At 33.0% G+C, this 17364-nt stretch carries 20 protein-coding genes; 16 read left to right on the top strand and 4 right to left on the bottom strand.

The features are described from left to right. Positions 1–223: 223 nt before the first annotated feature. From SVN78_03140 to rpsF, 4 genes are read right to left on the bottom strand one after another with little or no spacing between them, the layout of a single operon-like run. A complete protein-coding gene (locus SVN78_03140; GenBank protein ID MDY6820601.1) occupies positions 224–655 on the bottom strand; it encodes a PaaI family thioesterase in 432 nt (143 codons plus the stop codon). Positions 656–693: 38 nt separating this feature from the next. After that, positions 694–921 (bottom strand): 30S ribosomal protein S18, encoded by a 228-nt coding sequence (gene rpsR / locus SVN78_03135; protein ID MDY6820600.1) that lies wholly within the window; start codon positions 919–921, stop codon positions 694–696. A 23-nt stretch (positions 922–944) separates the two neighbouring features. Then, the gene (ssb, locus tag SVN78_03130; GenBank protein ID MDY6820599.1) at positions 945–1343 is read right to left on the bottom strand and encodes a single-stranded DNA-binding protein; all 399 of its coding nucleotides are present in this window, start codon (positions 1341–1343) and stop codon (positions 945–947) included. 1 nt (position 1344) lies between these two features. Beyond that, positions 1345–1704: a 30S ribosomal protein S6 gene (gene rpsF, locus SVN78_03125; protein MDY6820598.1), complete on the bottom strand. Its 360-nt coding sequence runs from the start codon at positions 1702–1704 to the stop codon at positions 1345–1347. Positions 1705–1821: 117 nt separating this feature from the next. Between rpsF and SVN78_03120 the strand changes: the two genes are divergently transcribed. From SVN78_03120 to SVN78_03045, 16 genes are all read left to right on the top strand, one after another. Beyond that, positions 1822–2730 carry an RluA family pseudouridine synthase gene (locus SVN78_03120; GenBank protein ID MDY6820597.1) on the top strand — a complete coding sequence of 303 codons (909 nt, stop codon included), beginning with the start codon at positions 1822–1824 and terminating at the stop codon, positions 2728–2730. Positions 2731–2821: 91 nt separating this feature from the next. After that, positions 2822–3178: an NADH-quinone oxidoreductase subunit A gene (gene ndhC, locus SVN78_03115; GenBank protein MDY6820596.1), complete on the top strand. Its 357-nt coding sequence runs from the start codon at positions 2822–2824 to the stop codon at positions 3176–3178. After that, positions 3169–3645, top strand: a complete 477-nt coding sequence (locus tag SVN78_03110; GenBank protein ID MDY6820595.1) for an NADH-quinone oxidoreductase subunit B family protein — start codon at positions 3169–3171, stop codon at positions 3643–3645. The genes ndhC and SVN78_03110 overlap by 10 nt, the downstream gene beginning before the upstream one ends. 8 nt (positions 3646–3653) lie before the next feature. Beyond that, positions 3654–4154: an NADH-quinone oxidoreductase subunit C gene (locus SVN78_03105; protein MDY6820594.1), complete on the top strand. Its 501-nt coding sequence runs from the start codon at positions 3654–3656 to the stop codon at positions 4152–4154. Positions 4155–4164: 10 nt separating this feature from the next. After that, positions 4165–5370, top strand: a complete 1206-nt coding sequence (gene nuoD, locus SVN78_03100; protein MDY6820593.1) for an NADH dehydrogenase (quinone) subunit D — start codon at positions 4165–4167, stop codon at positions 5368–5370. A 9-nt stretch (positions 5371–5379) separates the two neighbouring features. Next, entirely contained in the window at positions 5380–5883 is a 504-nt protein-coding gene (gene nuoE, locus SVN78_03095; protein MDY6820592.1) for an NADH-quinone oxidoreductase subunit NuoE, read from the top strand. A 5-nt stretch (positions 5884–5888) separates the two neighbouring features. Then, positions 5889–7700: an NADH-quinone oxidoreductase subunit NuoF gene (nuoF, locus tag SVN78_03090; protein ID MDY6820591.1), complete on the top strand. Its 1812-nt coding sequence runs from the start codon at positions 5889–5891 to the stop codon at positions 7698–7700. Positions 7701–7717: 17 nt separating this feature from the next. Continuing rightward, positions 7718–10024 (top strand): molybdopterin-dependent oxidoreductase, encoded by a 2307-nt coding sequence (locus SVN78_03085; protein ID MDY6820590.1) that lies wholly within the window; start codon positions 7718–7720, stop codon positions 10022–10024. Between the two features lie 3 nt (positions 10025–10027). Continuing rightward, positions 10028–11008: an NADH-quinone oxidoreductase subunit NuoH gene (gene nuoH / locus SVN78_03080; GenBank protein MDY6820589.1), complete on the top strand. Its 981-nt coding sequence runs from the start codon at positions 10028–10030 to the stop codon at positions 11006–11008. Between the two features lie 11 nt (positions 11009–11019). Then, a complete protein-coding gene (nuoI, locus tag SVN78_03075; GenBank protein ID MDY6820588.1) occupies positions 11020–11472 on the top strand; it encodes an NADH-quinone oxidoreductase subunit NuoI in 453 nt (150 codons plus the stop codon). 2 nt (positions 11473–11474) lie between these two features. Further along, positions 11475–11975, top strand: coding sequence for an NADH-quinone oxidoreductase subunit J (locus SVN78_03070; GenBank protein ID MDY6820587.1), 501 nt, complete (start codon positions 11475–11477; stop codon positions 11973–11975). A 10-nt stretch (positions 11976–11985) separates the two neighbouring features. Next, positions 11986–12285 (top strand): NADH-quinone oxidoreductase subunit NuoK, encoded by a 300-nt coding sequence (gene nuoK / locus SVN78_03065; GenBank protein MDY6820586.1) that lies wholly within the window; start codon positions 11986–11988, stop codon positions 12283–12285. A 10-nt stretch (positions 12286–12295) separates the two neighbouring features. Further along, entirely contained in the window at positions 12296–14206 is a 1911-nt protein-coding gene (nuoL, locus tag SVN78_03060; protein MDY6820585.1) for an NADH-quinone oxidoreductase subunit L, read from the top strand. A 13-nt stretch (positions 14207–14219) separates the two neighbouring features. Next, on the top strand, positions 14220–15728 hold the full coding sequence (locus tag SVN78_03055; GenBank protein ID MDY6820584.1) for an NADH-quinone oxidoreductase subunit M: 1509 nt from the start codon (positions 14220–14222) through the stop codon (positions 15726–15728). 10 nt (positions 15729–15738) lie between these two features. Then, positions 15739–17166, top strand: coding sequence for an NADH-quinone oxidoreductase subunit N (locus SVN78_03050; protein MDY6820583.1), 1428 nt, complete (start codon positions 15739–15741; stop codon positions 17164–17166). A gap of 5 nt (positions 17167–17171) precedes the next feature. Beyond that, a partial coding sequence (locus SVN78_03045; GenBank protein ID MDY6820582.1) for a ferritin family protein occupies positions 17172–17364 on the top strand: 193 nt, incomplete at its 3' end.

Raw genomic sequence — 17364 nt, 5'->3', positions numbered from 1 at the left:
GATATATTAATAGTAAGAAAAACTGTTGAGGTAAATAAAAGTATCAGTAAATAGAGGGCATTTAATTTTTTATTATTATTAATTATGTAAAGGTAGAGAATATATCCTGAGAATAAAGATATAATAGGTCCTATGAAAGGAACTATAAAGCAAGATAAAAATAAAATATAACTGAATATGGGATACAAAGCATAATTTTTCATTATGTTTAATCTAGGCTTATTTATTTCTTATTATCCTGAATATTAGCGATCGTTGCCTGCATTAGTGCAACTACATTGTAGGAAGATTCATTTACAGAAAACGCTCGAACTTCACCGGTGCAAACTGTGAGGGACTTTCCCGTATTCTGCACCTTCCCTACTGCTAAGAATCGTTTACCCAGCGCAGGTTTTAGAAAATTTATCTTGAACTCAACGGTCAATACCTCATAGCCCTTTGGTAGTTTCGTTAGAGCTGCGTAGCCACAGGCGCTATCAACTATGCTAGTAATGGCGCCGGCATGTAGGAAACCATGCTGTTGTATAAGATGCTTGGAAAAGGGCAACCCAATATGCACCTCACCATCCGCCACCATAGCTAATTTTGCACCAAGGGTTTTCATCATATCTTGTGAGGCAAAGCTGATGTCGATCAGTTGTTGAATGTTGCTCATGGTTTGTTCTTATCCAAAGCTAATATAGAAATATTAATTTACTTTCTTAAGGTAAAGGGTAGTAGAGCCAGTATACGAGCTTTTTTAATTGCTGTGGCAAGCTTTCTTTGATGCTTTGCGCATGCCCCTGTTATTCTTCTAGGCAATATTTTTCCTCGTTCAGATATGTATCTCTTTAAAAGCTCTGTATCTTTATAGTCAACGTCAATTTTATCAGCACATAGCCTACATTCTCTTTTTTTTGGAAAGGGTTTCCTTAATTCCATTTAACCTCCTTATTATTATATTATTAAAAGGGTATGTCCTCTTCGTTAATACCCATATCGCTAGTTATATTATCATTATTAGTTGGTGAATTATCTTTTCTCCATACTAATTGTAAATTTTCTGCTATAACCTCATGTTTGCCTCTTTTAACCCCATCTTGTTCCCATGTTCTATATGAGAGTCTCCCCTCTACTAAGAGAGATATGCCCTTTGTCAAAAATTCACTTGCAAATTCAGCTGTCTTTCCAAAGGCTACAATATCAATAAAACAAGTTTCTTCTTTCAATTCATTATTTTGTTTGTAACGCCTATTAACGGCTAGGCCAAATTTTGTTATAGGTGTATTTGATCCAGGAAGATACCTTGTTTCTGGATTCCTTGTTATATTACCTAACAATATTACTTTATTTAAAAAACCCATATTATTCCTCTTTAATATTTGTTGTTTCTTCTTTTTGATTATCGCTTTTGTCAATATTTAAATTTTCTTTTCTTTCATTAAGTCTCGTTGTTAAAAATCTCAATATATTCTCATTAAGATTTAATCTTCTTTCTAATTCTTTTGGTATGCTATATTTTGAGGATATGTATTTAATATAATAATATATTCCATCGTTTTGCTTGTCAATATCATAGGCTAATTTCTTTCTGCCCCATTTCTCCTCTTTTAATATTTGACAATCATTTTTTTCTAGATAATCTTTAACTTCATTGTAAATTGACTCTGAAGCATCATCTGTTAGATTAGCCCTAGTGATTAATATTGTTTCGTAAACTCTCATAATACCTCCTTATGGTTAAAGCAATATATTTTTATATATTGCAAGGAATTTAAGTATATATGCATAATATTTTATATTGATTATGTCAATAATAATATTTAATATAACTAAAAAATTATGGAAAAAATTTTTAATGTAGATTCTGATGAAAGTATATCAAGATTAGATGTATATTTAGCAGATAGGACTGGTAGGTCAAGGAGTTTCTGCCAAAACTTAATAAAAAGAGGCTATGTAAAATTAAATGGTAAAAGGCTGTTAAAAGCATCATATCAGGTAAAGGTTAGTGATAAAGTGGTAGTTGAAATACCAGAAAAAAAACCATATTCACTAATGTATGAACCGGCAGATATCCCAATTATATTTGAAAATGATTATTATTTAATTATAAATAAGCCACCTGGCTTAGTAGTGCATCCAGGTGATGGAAATCTAAACCATACATTAGTTCATGCTTTGTTGAATAAATTCGATAATTCTTTTAAAGAACATGACATAAGGCCTGGTATAGTTCATAGATTAGATAAAGATACCTCTGGTATTATGATAGTTGCAAAGAGTGAGAATAGCAGGCAAATGTTGATTGAATTGTTTAAGAGTAGGAAGATGAAAAAAATATACCATTCTCTTTGTATAGGAAACCCCCCTAATGATGAGTGGTTAATAGATGCAAATATAGGTAGGGATGTAAAAGAAAGAAAGATAATGACAGTTACTGAGAATGGTAAAAGGTCTATTACTTTTGTAAAGGTGATAAAAAGGTTTGATGATATTTTTTTAGCTGAAATTAAGCCATTAACTGGGAGGACGCATCAGATTAGGGTTCATATGAAACATTGTGGTTTTCCTATAGTTGGGGATAAAACTTACGGTAATAAGAAGACCAAAAAATTTAATATTGATAGACAAGCATTACATGCGCATTCGTTGGAATTTTTTGATCCCTTTTATAAGATACATAGAAAATTTATTGCAGATTACACAATGGATTTTATGAAATTATTAAATAATTATAGAATAGTTTAAAAAACATAAAATATAAAAAACATATTGACATTGTATACAATCTTTGTTATACACTAAAAAGAATAATATATTAATTGTATGAGGGAAGAGAATGTATAGCTCATATTATGCTGTGTTCTTGTTGTTTTTGGTAGCAGTATTTATTGGTTTAATTATGGCTTATATTGGTGTAATTGTAAGACCTGATAAGCCAGATAAAATAAAATACGATGTATATGAATGCGGGGTTCCAGTATTTGGTGATGCAAGAAAAAGGTATAATGCGAAATTTTATATTGTAGCAATGTTGTTTGTAATCTTTGACGTTGAAACTGTTTTTTTGTTTCCCTGGGTCGTATCCTTTGATGTGTCTGGTTTATTGGGTTTATCAGCGGTATTATTATTTATTGCAATCTTAGTAATAGGATTTTTTTACGAATGGTCAAAAGGAGCGTTTGAATGGGATTAATAGATAATAAACTACCAGAAAACATATTAACCACAACAGTGGATAATGTTATCAACTGGGGAAGAAAGTCTTCAATATGGCCTGTAACCTTTGGTCTTGCATGTTGTGCTATTGAAATGATGGCTTGTGGTGCAGCTAAGTATGATTTTGATAGATTTGGGATAATCTTTAGAGCATCCCCAAGGCAGGCTGATTTAATGATTGTAGCAGGAACAGTAACAAGAAAGATGGCACCTACTGTTAAGAAGGTTTTTGATCAGATGCCAGAGCCAAAATGGGTTATTGCAATGGGTTCATGCGCAACGAGTGGTGGTCTTTATAACACATATTCAACTGTTCAAGGCGTTGATGATGTTATTCCAGTGGACTATTATATACCAGGTTGTCCCCCAAGACCTGAAGCTCTTTATGATGCTATATTTGCACTGCAAAAGAGAATAATGGGAGAAAAGGTTGTTAGAAAGTGAGGGAGTATATGAACTTTGATGAGATTTGTAACGTTATAAGAAAGGATATTACAGAAGATTTTACTAGCTATGTTCAGTTTGGATGTAATTTTTTAGTTACTAGTAGAAATTGTTTTAAAGATATAATTAAAAAGTTAAGAGATAGTTTTACCTTTGAATATCTTGTTGATATTGTTGGGGTTCACTATCCAGATAATTCAAAATATCCCTTTGAGGTTGTTTATAACCAATATTCAATTACTAACAATATAAGGGTTCTATTAAAAGTCCCTTTAAAAGATGAAAATATAGAAACAGTGACAGATCTATATAAATCAGCTATGTTTTTAGAGAGAGAGCAATACGATATGGTTGGTATAAAATTTATAGGACATCCAGATTTGAGACGTATTTTAATGCCTGATTTTTTCAAAAAACACCCCCTTAGGAAAGATTTTGATCTTAAAGATAGAAGTTGGTATAACGACGCAGATGAGCAGGGTTTAGGCATTAAATATAAAAATTTGTAGAGGTCTTTTGATGAGAGAAACATTAACTGAGAATAGAAAAGAAGGTAAGTTTGGCGAAACAATAACAATTAATATGGGTCCACAGCATCCAAGTACTCATGGTGTGCTTAGGCTTATATTAGATTTGGACGGTGAGGTTATAATTGATGCTAAACCTGATATAGGCTATCTTCACAGGGGTGTGGAGAAGCTCGCTGAAAATAGGATGTACCATCAGTTTATACCCCTAACTGATAGGATGGATTATGTAGCTTCTCTTTCAAGTAATTTGGCCTATTGTTTAGCTGTTGAGAAATTTTTTGATTTGAAGATCCCTGAGAGGGCTGATTATCTTAGAGTTATATTTGCAGAGCTTGCAAGGATAGCTAGTCACTTAGTATGGCTTGGTACACACGCGTTAGATATAGGTGCTATGACAGTATTTTTATACTGTTTTAGAGAAAGAGAGATGGTTTTAGATCTCTTTGAGATTGCAACAGGCCAGAGAATGACTAGTTCATGGGTAAGAGTGGGGGGTATTAGAGAGGATGTCCCACAAGAATTTATTGATAAAGCTTATGAATTTGTGAATATATTTGAAGATAGAATAAATGACTATAAGACACTACTTCTAAAGAATAGGATATGGCTTAAGAGAACAAAAGGTATTGGCGTATTATCAAAAGAGGATGCGTTAAGTTATGGCACAAGTGGTCCTATAATGAGGGGCTCTGGCATAAAATATGATGTTAGAAAATTTGAACCCTATTGCGCTTATGATAAGATGGACTTTGAAATTCCCTGTTATGAGGATGGTGATGTATATGCCAGGTATCTTGTTAGATTAGAGGAAATGAGGCAGTCTAGAAGAATTGTTAAACAAGCATTAGACAATTTGCCAGATGGACCTATTATGACTGATGACCCGAGGGTTGGAATACCTTCTCATGAAGAAGTATATACGAGAATGGAGGCGTTAATAAGAAGATTTTATTTAATGTCTAAAGGATTTACTCCTCCTAAGGGTGAAGTCTATGCATCAATTGAGAGCACAAAAGGTGAGCTTGGTTTTTATATAGTATCTGATGGTAGTGAAAAACCTTATAGACTAAAAGTTAGAGCTCCTTCTTTTGTTAATTTAGGGGCTGTACCTGCTATGAGCAAAGGTTATATGGTGGCTGATATGGTTGCTGTTATTGGTAGCATTGATATAGTTTTAGGTGAGGTTGATAGGTAGGGGGTTATAATGTCTGAGGTTCAAGCAAAAGAAGAAAAACAGATTGATCTTAGTGAGATTGATAGAATATGTAAGGAGTTTAAAGATACTGAAGGGGCGACAATACCTATTTTACAACGTGTACAAGATTACTATGGTTATTTATCAAAAGAGATGGTAGAGAGAATTGCCGATAATTTAAATAAGTCACCTCATCAAATATACGGGGTTTTAACCTTTTATTCTCAGTTTTATACTGAGCCAAGGGGTAAATATATAATAAGGGTGTGTAGAGGTACTGCATGCCATGTAAAAGGTTCAAAGAGAATATCAGAAGTTGCAAGTGAGGAATTTGGTGTAAAACCAGGTGAAACATCGAAAGATTTGAATTTTACACTTGAGGAAGTTTCATGTATAGGTGCTTGTGGAATGGCGCCTGTAATGGTTGTAAACGATAAGACCTATGGTAATTTAACCCCTGAAAAAGCAAGGAGTATATTTAAAGATTATGTTAAAAAAGCTAAAGGGGCATAATAACTATGACAACAAATAGTGTTGAGTTAACTAATAGCATTGAATTAACTGAAGTACATGTGTGTGTGGGAACAGCAGGAGTAGCTTCAGGTGGCTTTGAAGTTTTAGATGCTTTTGCAAAAGAGTTTGAAAAAAGAGGGTTAGATAAAGCAACAGTTAAAGAGCGTAATTGTAAGGCAAAAAGGACAGGGTGCAGGGGTCTATGCGCAAGGGATGTATTAGTTGATGTATTGATTCCAGGTGAGGAGCCAGTTACATATGAACATGTAACACCTGATATAGTTCCTGATATAGTAGAGAAACATATTTTAGGTGGCGAGATAGTAAAGAAATATGCTGCCAAGAAAGATTATTATGAATTTCTAACAAGTCAAAATAAGAATGTCTTGCAGATTTGTGGGAAAGTAGACCCTGAAGATATTGATGATTATATAGGGTTTGGCGGTTATACAGCTATAAAAAAAGTTTTAGACACTATGAAGCCAGATGAAGTTATTGAAGAAGTGAAACAATCTGGTTTAAGAGGGCGCGGTGGAGCTGGCTTTCCAACGGGTGTTAAGTGGGGGTTTTGTAGGAAGTCTCCAGGTGATCTAAAATATTTAGTGTGTAATTCTGATGAGGGTGATCCTGGTGCATTTATGGATAGATCGATAATAGAGGGTAACCCTCATTGTGTTATAGAGGGGATGTTAATTGCTGCTTATGCCATAGGATGTAGTGAAGGCTATATTTATTGTAGAGCAGAATATCCATTGGCTATAAAAAGAGTGAAAATTGCTTTAAAGATTGCTGAAGAAAGGGGATATTTAGGTGAAAATATATTAGGTAGTAATTTTAGTTTTAAGATACATTTAAAAGAGGGAGCAGGTGCCTTTGTGTGTGGTGAGGAAACTGCTCTTTTAGCTTCTATTGAAGGTCAAAGAGGTATGCCTAGACCGAGACCCCCTTTTCCAGCTGTAAAGGGTTTGTGGGGGAAGCCAACTAATGTTAATAATGTTGAAACATTGGCAAATCTGCCTTTGGTAATAAATAGGGGGGCTAAATGGTTTAACTCTATAGGAACAGAGAGATCAAAGGGTACAAAGATATTTGCCTTAGCTGGAAAAGTCAAGAATACTGGCCTTGTTGAAGTTCCAATGGGTATTACGTTAAAGGATTTAATATATAAAGTTGGTGGGGGTATCCCTAAAAGAAGAAAATTTAAGGCTGTGCAATTAGGTGGTCCCTCTGGTGGATGTCTTCCAGAAGCATTGCTTGATACACCAGTTGATTTTGATTCCCTTGTGGCTTCAGGTGCAATGATGGGTTCTGGTGGTGCAGTTGTAATGGATGATACTAATTGTATGGTTAATACAGCAAAATTTTTCCTTACTTTCACACAAAGGGAGTCTTGTGGAAAGTGTGTGCCATGTCGAATTGGGACAAAGGTTATGTTAGATATATTAGACAGGATAACAAAGGGTGAGGGAAGAGATGGAGACATAGAGTTATTGCTTGATCTTGCCCAGGATATAAAGACTTCATCTCTATGTGGTTTGGGTCAAACTGCCCCTAATCCTGTGCTAACAACTATTCGTTATTTTAGAGAGGAATATGAAGAGCATATATATAAAAAAAATTGCCCAGCGAAGGAGTGTTCAGATTTAATAGACTTTGTTGTATCCAATGAGCGATGCAAGAAATGTGGTATATGTTTTAGAGTTTGCCCTGTAAATGCAATAACATGGGAGAAGGGTAAACCCGCATATATTGATAAATCAAAATGTGTTAAGTGTAGGGAGTGTATAGTAAACTGTCCATTTAATGCTATTGACTAAATTCGGGAGTATTTTAAATGATTGAATTAAAGATAGAAGGAAAAATAGTCAAAGTAGAAGAAGATTGCACAATATTGGAAGCTGCCTCTAAAGCAGGCATATATATTCCAACTTTTTGTCATCATAAAATGTTAGCACCCTTTGGGGCCTGTAGAGTTTGTCTTGTAGAGGTAAAAGGATCTCCAAAGTTGTTTACTGCTTGCACAACACCAGTTAGCAATGGAATGGAAGTAATAGTCAATTCAGATAAACTAAAAAAGATTAGAAAATTAGTGTTAGAGTTATTATTAGTACACCATCCATTAGATTGCCCTATATGTGATAAAGGTGGAGAGTGTACATTGCAGGATTTGACGTATGAATTTGGTGTTTCAAAGGTAAGGTTTGACGCAGCACCTAAAGATACACCAGCTGATCATTCAAACCCATTTATTGAGAGGGATGTTGATAGGTGTGTTTTGTGTGGTAAATGTGTAAGAATTTGTGATGAGGTTGTAAATATTCAAAATATATGTTTCATAAATAGGGGTACAGATACCTATGTTGGAACAGCTTTTGATCAACCATGGCACTGCGAGTATTGTGGTCAATGTATGAGTGTATGTCCTGTTGGATCTCTCAATAATAAAATTTATTTATTTAAGAATAGACCGTGGAAGCTAAAAGATACATATTCGATTTGTGGCTATTGTTCTTGTGGTTGCACTATAGTTATTGATCATGAGAAAGACGAGGTTTTTCGTATTAAAGAAGACGTAGATGCAGGTATAAATCATGGTTTTCTATGTGTAAAGGGTAGGTTTGGCTATGAATTAATAAATAGTTCACTGAGAAAGGAAAATGCTATTATAATTGAAGGCGAAAGAAGAAAGGAAGTAAGTGCAGATGAAGCCATTAAAAATGCACATAATAGGCTTGATTACACTGTTAAAAAATATGGTAGTGATTCTATAGCATTTTATATTTCACCAAGACTAACAAATGAAGAAGCCTTTTTAGCACAGAAATTAGCAAGGGAATGTTATAAAACAGAGAATGTTTATTCCTCTGAAAGTGGTAATTTTCTGCCTGAGGCAACCCTTGAAGATGTGGAAAAAAGTGATGCAATTGTGGTATTTAATGTAGATGTCACTGAATCAAACCCAATATTAGGCTATGCAGTAAGAAGAGCTTCAAGGGCAGGCGCCTTTTTGAGTGTATTTTATCCAAGTTATACTGCCCTAGAAAGGGTTGCAAAGGAATTTGTTATAGGCAAACCTGATGAAATATATGAAAAATTTGATAAGTTACTTTTATCAGATAAAGAGGATGCTTCTATAGCAAAAATTTTAAAAGGTGCAAAACAACCTATATTAATATATGACCCTTATAGCCCATATGACCCTTATTATGTGAAAAAATTAAAAGATAAGTTTCCGCTTGTAAAGTTGTTGCCTGCAAAGCTCAAGAATAATTCTCAAGGGATTGTTGATATGGGTTGTATCAATGGATTGGGGCCTGCTTATAATGAAAGAAAAAAAACAAAAGATATAGTTAATGCCTTAAAAAGTGGCGAAATTAAGGCGTTAATAGTATTTGGTGAAAATCTTGTGGTAAATCCAAAATTTACTGATTTTCACAATTTAAAGAAAACACTGGAATTTATGTTTGTAACTGACCCTTTTAAAAGTGAGACTGCAAGATTAGCTGATATTTACGTACCAGTTTTACTATATGCTGAAAAGGAGGGCTCTTTTACAAATTTAGAGGGTAGGGTGCAAAGCTTAAAACCTGCAGTTAGAAAAGACAAGTTTTCTGATTTAGATATAATAATCAAGCTTTTCTCGTTGGCAGGAAATAGTGAAATAGGAAATATAAAAAGTATAGGAGAAGTAAGGAATATTATAGAAAGTGAAAATATTTTATATAAAAATATAAATTGGAATAACAATTTAATTAAGTATCCTTATAGCATTAAGGGTGATTTCAAAAAGTTTGATAAGAGTTTTAAAAATACCTCAAATTTTATACTTTACCCTGAGACTTCTAGATTGCATTCAGGTACTTTTACAAGATGGTCAGAAGACTTAAGTAAGGTGTATGGTAAACCTATTTTGCAAATTAACCCAGAGGATTGTAAAAAACTTAATTTGAATGATGGCGATATTGCAACAATCCAGAAAGGGAATGTTAGTGGATCATTTAAATTATCAGTTAATAAGAGTTTAACGAAGGGTTTATTAACTTTACCTAGTAACTATGTTGAGACAGCTCCTTTCTTTAAGGAAGGGCCCTATGTTGAAGTGGAGTTAAAAAAAGTAGCTATGAATACAGTTGGGGAGTAGATAATGATTGTGACAACTATAATATTGCTAGTAAAAATACTTGTAATAGTAACAATTGTTTTACTTGCAGTTGCCTATTTGACTTATGCAGAAAGGAAGGTTGTTGGACATATGCAGGCAAGGTTAGGCCCTACACATGTTGGTTGGAAGGGATTATTACAGCCTATAGCAGATGCCGTTAAATTAATAGCAAAAGAAGATATAGTGCCTTCAATGGTAGATAGGCCAGTTTATATAATAGCCCCTATTATTTCTATGACTTGTGTGTTGGCAGCATTTGCTGTTATACCTTTTAGTGATACAATAACAGTTTTAGGTTATACAATACATCCCTATATAGCAGATTTAAATATTGGGATACTTTATATATTAGCATTATCATCGGTAGGGACATATGGTATTATAATGGCTGGTTGGGCATCAAATTCTAAATATGCACTCCTTGCATCACTTAGAACATCTGCACAGATGATTAGTTATGAAACTGCCCTTGGTTTATCCCTTATAGGTCCATTACTATTAGCTGGCTCATTGAACATGAAAGAGATAGTTTTAGCTCAAGAACACTTGTGGTTTATTGTGCCTCAAATATTAGCCTTTGTTATATTTTTATTGGCAGCCTTGGCTGAAACAAATAGGATTCCCTTTGATCTACTTGAAGCCGAACAGGAATTAGTTGCTGGTTTTGTAATTGAGTATGCTAGTATGAAATTTGCTCTATTCTTTTTGGCTGAGTATGCTCATATGATATTGGCGGCGTGTATTGCCACAGTCTTATTTTTAGGTGGGTGGTATGGACCATTTTTGCCAGGTATTCTATGGTTTTTTATAAAGGTGTTGTTTATAATATTTATTTATCTCTGGTTAGAATCAACACTGCCAAGGCTTAGGTTTGACCAATTAATGGTTTTTGGTTGGAAGGTATTAATTCCACTGGCACTTGTTAATATTGTTATAACTTCTATTGTTATGTATATAATTTAGAGGGGTCGATAATGAAGGTAAAGTTTAGGAGAAATTTATTTGATGTATTGCTTTTTACTGAGATATTTCAAGGTCTATATGTAACATTAAAACATTTCTTTAGTAAACCTGTGACTGAAATGTATCCCTATAGAAAACCTAGGATATATCCACGCTTTAGAGGTATTCATTATATGAAGACTAATGAGAAAGGTGAACCTAAATGTGTTGGGTGTTATTTATGTGCTAGGATTTGTCCATCAGAGTGTATAGATATAGAAACAGATGCTGGTCCTAAAGGTGAAAGAATGGTTAGAAAATATCATATAGACTTATCAAGATGTATATATTGTGGTTTTTGTGAAGAAGCTTGTCCTGTTGATGCAATTCACATGGGGAATAAATATAATACAGTAAATACTAATAGGGATAAATATATTGTTAATATGAAAGCCCTTGTTGACAATTATAAGGGGGATAATTAATTATGGAAAAATTAGCATTTTATTTGCTATCAATAATAATTTTAGTTTCCTCAATATTTATGATTACTAGGAGAAATTTAGTTCATTCAATATTATGGATGTTATTAACTTTTTTCTGTGTAGCTGGCATATTTATTCAGCTAAATGCTGAATTTATCGCAGCAATACAGGTAATTGTATATGCTGGGGCAATATTAGTATTATATTTGTTTGTAGTGATGCTGCTAAATCCTAAGGCTACAGGTGTTGTAAAGGTTCATTTAAGTTCTAGTATAATTGTTTTTGTAATATTAATATTAGTTGTTCAAATTATGATAGCGATTGGCAGTATAAGGTATCTAGGAGAGAAAGGTCAAATAACGGCAGAAAAAATAGCAGAGGTTGGTAATGTAAAGCTATTTGGAGGCGAGCTATTTACTAACTATGTTGTGCCTTTTGAAATTGCAGCAGTAATGCTTTTAATTGCCATGATTGGAGCAATAGTTATAGCTTTAAGAAAATAAGGGGTGATAGATGACTTTAGAGCATTATTTAGTATTAAGTGCAGTTATTTTTGGTATTGGAATGGCAGGGGTTTTATTGAGGAGAAACCTAATAATTATTTTTATATCCTTAGAGCTAATGTTAAATGCTGTTAATATTAATTTGGCAGCTTTTTCAAAGTATCTAAACCTAATATCTGGTGAGGTATTTATTATATTTATTATGGCTGTTGCTGCAGCTGAAGCTGCTGTTGGTTTAGCTCTTATTGTGTCACTATATAGAAATAAACAAACTATAGATTCTGAAGCATTCAAAATATTAAAGTGGTAAGGGTGTGCATATGTTAGAATTATGGATTATACTATTTCCTGTAATAGGTATTGTTATTAATGGGTTGTTTGGAAGAAAATTCATAAGAAAGAAGGCTCATATTGTATCTGTTGGAGCTGTTTTGTTATCTCTTCTCTTATCTTTAATTGTTTTTTTCAAGGTATGCTCAGGATATAGGGCTGATATTATTTATTATAATTGGGTGATTGCTGAGAATATTGTTATACCTTTTGGGATTTTAATTGACCCCCTTTCAGCTATTATGTTAATTGTTGTTACCTTTGTTGGCTCTATGATTCACATATATTCTATAGGATATATGGCTCATGACGAGGGATATCATAGATTTTTCACATATTTTTCAATATTTATAACATCAATGCTTATATTAGTCTTAGGAAATAACTTTTTTATGTTATTTGTTGGTTGGGAATTAGTTGGTTTGTCTTCTTATTTATTAATTGGTTTTTGGTTTGAAAGAGAATCAGCATCTTTTGCCGCTAAAAAAGCCTTTATAACAAATAGGATTGGGGATTTTGGTTTTTATGTTGGTGTATTGTTAGTTATTTTTACTTTTAAGTCATTGACCTATGATAATGTTTTTAACTCTGAGTTAATTTTGGAAGCCAAAAATACAATTTTTAATATCTTTGGCTTTAATGTAAATTTGTTAGAGTTAATGACCCTTGGTTTATTTTGTGGTGCTATTGGTAAATCAGCCCAGTTTCCATTGCACGTATGGTTGCCAGATGCCATGGAGGGCCCAACACCAGTATCAGCACTAATTCACGCAGCAACAATGGTAACCGCTGGTGTTTATATGGTAGCCCGTTGTAATCCGCTTTTCAGCGAAGCTGTTATGACCAGTAATGTTATAGTCTTTGTTGGGGCATTGACTGCCCTTATCGGTGCAACAATTGGTATTACACAGTTTGATTTAAAGAGAATTTTAGCTTATTCAACTGTAAGCCAACTTGGTTATATGATTATGGCAACAGGTACAGGTGCTTATATTGCAGGTATTTTTCATCTATTTACCCACGCTTTCTTTAAAGCTTTATTATTTTTATGCTCTGGTGCTGTTATGCATGCAATGCAAGATAATTTAGATATTAGGTTAATGGGAGGTTTGAAGAAAAAGTTACCAATTACTTTTTGGACATATTTAATTGGATGCTTAGCAATATCAGGTATACCACCATTTGCAGGTTTTTTTAGTAAGGATGAGATTTTAGCGCAAACCTTTGCCTCAGGGCATATATTTGCATGGTTTATTGGTGTTATTGTTGCTTTTATGACTGCATTTTATATGTTTAGATCCTTTTATGTTGTATTTCTTGGAGAGCCAAGGGATAAACACTTGTATGATCATGCCCATGAAGCACCAAAGACCATGACATTTGCACTTATTGTACTAGCATTTATGTCGGTTATTGCAGGTGGGTTAGTTGGTATTCCTTTAGAGCATGGGTTTATACATAGCTTTTTAGCACCTGTTTTAATTCCAGAACATTTACATATACCACATTTAGTAGAGGGAGTATCTATTTCGCTTATGGTAATCTCCATTATTTTGGCGTTAGCTGGCTTATCACTAGCAACTCTTTTATATGTTTACAGAAGAGATTTACCTGATAAAATCGCAAAAGCCTTTAGGCCAATATACAAGTTTGTATTTAATAAATGGTATTTTGATGAGCTTTATGGTGCTTTAATAGTAAGGCCTATTGTTTACTTATCAGAGGCAATATGGTTCGCTTTTGATATACACGTTATAGATTTTATAGTTAATGCATGCGGTAAAACTGCTATGTTTTTTGGAAATATATTTAAGTATATACAAACAGGAAGGATACAATCCTATATATTTACAATGGTATTTGCAACACTATTACTAATTATATTGTTTTATGCAGTTTAAGGAGGATTTATAGATGGATTATATTAGCAATCATTTATTAACTACAATTGTTTTTTTCCCAATGTTTTCTGCTTTAATTCTACTGTTATTTTTTAGAAGTGAGAGAATAACAATGTGGGGTTCTTTTATTGCTAGCCTTATTGAGTGTGTTTTTCTTATACCTCTAATGGGTAATTTTGATAAATTAAATGGTTATGTACAATTCGTTGAGAAATATGAGTGGATTAAATCTTGGGGTGTCCAATACTATTTAGGTGTAGATGGTATATCTATATTGATGGTTTTTTTAACAATATTATTAACATCAATTTCAATACTTTCCTCTTTTAAATATATTAGTATAAGAAGACGTGAGTTTTATTTATCAATGCTTGTTTTAGAAACAGCTATGTTAGGTGTTTTTGTTGCTCTTGATTTTTTCTTATTCTATATTTTTTGGGAAGCAATGCTTATCCCAATGTATCTAATAATCGGTGTATGGGGTGGCGAAAATAAAATCTATGCTGCCATAAAGTTCTTTATTTATACATTGGCAGGCTCCTTGTTTATGATGATTGCGATAATTGCAGTATATTTGAAACATATAGATATGTTCAATGAGGCAACCTTTGACATGCTAAAATTATCAAGTGTATCTTATCCAGTTACATTTCAAATATTAATATTTATTGCTTTCTTATTTGCTTTTGCAATTAAGGTTCCGATGTTTCCTGTTCACACATGGTTACCTGATGCTCACGTTGAAGCACCAACCGCTGGTTCTGTTATTTTAGCTGGTGTTTTACTAAAGATGGGTGCTTATGGTTTTTTAAGGATTAGCCTTCCAATGGCACCTGTAGCTACACTTAAATTTATTCCTTTAATTGCAATACTTTCGGTAGTTGCAATAATATATGGTGCTATGATGTCGCTAGTGCAAAAGGATATGAAAAAGTTGGTGGCCTATTCTTCTGTTAGTCATATGGGTTTTGTAACCCTTGGTATTTATACATTAAATAAAGCTGGTATTGAGGGTGGTTTATTGCAAATGTTTAATCATGGTATAATAACAGGTGCACTATTTTTGCTTATAGGTATTATTTACGAGAGAACTCATACAAGGCTTATTGCAGATTACGGTGGTGTTGCATCGAAATTACCAGTGTATGCAACAATATTTATGATTTTTACCTTTGCTTCAGTTGGTTTGCCAAGTATGGGGGCTTTTGTGGGAGAATTTCTAGTTTTTGTTGGGGCTTTTATGAGTTTTTCAAATTATGCTATAATTGCTCTTTTAGGCATTGTTTTATCTGCTTTTTATATGCTTTGGCTTTACCAGCGTGTTTTTTTTCATTCATTTAATGAAAAATTGCACAATTTAACTGACTTAAATATAAGGGAATGGATATATATGGTACCTCTAATCATTATTGTTTTTTGGGTTGGTATATATCCTGAAACATTCACTTCATACATGCATGAAAGTGTGAAATTATTAGTTAGCCATGTTAATAATATGACATTAAATGTAGCCTTAAAATAGGGAGGAATTGATGACTCAAAATATTGTATCAGTATTACCAGAATTATTGATGTTACTCTTTGGGTTTATGTTGATAATTGTTGAGATAATAACATCTAAAGAAAATAAATATACTTTAGGTTATTTTGGTATAGTATTTATATTATTTGTATTATTATTTTCTATACCTTCAAAAACGCCAATTTACGGCTTTTCTAATATGCTTGTTTGGGATTATTTCTCATATCTCTTTTTTCTTGTTTTTAGTATAGCTTTTATTTTTACAATGCTTAATTCGGTTAACTACAATGCCAGACGTATTCAGCCTAGTGGTGAGTATTACCTAATCTTATTTTTAAGTATAATTGGTATGATGTTTATGGCATCGGCTCTTGATTTAGCAGTATTTTATGTTGGTCTGGAGACAATGTCTATCTCACTTTATATATTGGCAGGTTATGAAAAGGACAATATTGAATCTAATGAAGCTGGTATAAAATATTTTATAATTGGCGCATTTTCTTCAGCTATATTTTTATTTGGATTGAGCTATATTTACGGCTATGCAGGTAGTACAAAATATCATGATATAGCCAACATGATTTTAAATAATGGTATTGATGAGTTTAATTTTAAAATTGGACTGGTTATGATGCTCGCGGGTTTTGCATTTAAAATTTCAGCCGTACCATTTCATATGTGGGCTCCAGATGTTTACACAGGTTCTCCAACTCCCATTGCAGGTTTTATGACTGTTGCTCCTAAAGCTGCTGCATTTGCTGGCCTTATTAGGTTTGCTTGGATTTCTATGGATCCAGCTCAAATCCACTGGCAGTTGTTTTTTGTTATTTTAGCTATTTTGACTATGACTTATGGTAATCTTGTTGCTCTAGTTCAAAAGAATATTAAAAGGATGTTAGCCTATTCTGCAATATCACATGCTGGTTATATGCTTGTTGCTTTTGTTGCTGCCAATGATTTAGCTTTCAAATCTATTGTTTTTTATATGATCATCTATTCATTTATGAATATTGGGGCATTTGCTGTTTTATCAATTATTGTTTCAAAAGAGAATTTACCAGATGAACATCTAGAAAATTTTGCTGGATTAGCTAAAAAGAATCCATTGATCTCACTAGCTATGTTAGTATTTATGTTTTCCTTAGCGGGGATACCTCCTTTGGCAGGGTTTGTTGCAAAATTTTATGCTTTTATGGCGGCTATTAAGGCAGGCTTTTTATGGCTTGCAATTATAGCTATCATTAATAGTGCAATTGGTTGCTATTATTATATAAGAGTTGTCTATTATATGTATTTTAAAGATGTTGAAAGAGAGGCTGAGATATCACATAGCTATAATTCTTATATATCTATATTTTGCACTTCTATTATAGTTATACTTTTAACAATATTTTCTCCAATTTTAGTCTTGTTATCGGATAAAATATCACTATTTTAATTTATATGAATAATGAAAAAACGGTTGAAGAGATACTTTTAGAAGCAAAAAGAAAAGAAGAGCTAGCATACGATTTTTATAGCAAACTTATAAATTATGTAAAAGATTTGGGCACTAAAGCTATGATTAAGGAATTAGCTGAAGAGGAAAGGAAGCATAAAGATATATTAGATGATATATTAAAAAAGAAAGATATTT

Source organism: Deferribacterota bacterium (assembly GCA_034189185.1).
Taxonomy (GTDB): Bacteria; Chrysiogenota; Deferribacteres; order Deferribacterales; family UBA228; genus UBA228.
This window is presented reverse-complemented; position numbering and strand designations above follow the sequence as displayed.